The sequence below is a fragment of the Streptococcus sp. HMSC064H09 genome, from assembly GCF_001812625.1.
Taxonomy (GTDB): domain Bacteria; phylum Bacillota; class Bacilli; order Lactobacillales; family Streptococcaceae; genus Streptococcus.
On sequence record NZ_KV809609.1, the window covers coordinates 755 to 1,090 of the forward strand.

The 336-nt window shown below is 44.0% G+C and carries 1 protein-coding gene; it reads right to left on the reverse strand.

Features of this window, described 5'->3' with window-relative positions:
- Positions 1-336 (reverse strand): hypothetical protein (locus HMPREF2867_RS08405; RefSeq protein WP_141751014.1); only part of this gene is annotated, 336 nt, incomplete at both ends.

Here is a 336-nt window from a genome sequence, read left to right on the forward strand (position 1 = left end):
CTCCAGTCGTTGGGTCGATAGTATAGCTACCTTCTCCTGCTACTGTTACAGTTGTTTCATCAGTCGGTTGACCAGTTGCTGGATCCACCAATTTCTTGCTTGTGATTTCAGCAGTCTTATCATTACTCAAATCAAAGGTTGGTGTTTGGGTTTGAGGAACGTTTTGAACATCCGCAGAAACCTTGTCTGTAGGAGTCACTGTAATTGGTGTTACTGATGGTGTGTAAGTCGCTGAAGCTTTTGTTCCGTTCTTGTCTTCACGAACAACTGTAACCGCTGGTGCTGTTCCTGTAAAACTTGGTTCTGGAACAAATGTAACAGTACCGTCTGCTGCTA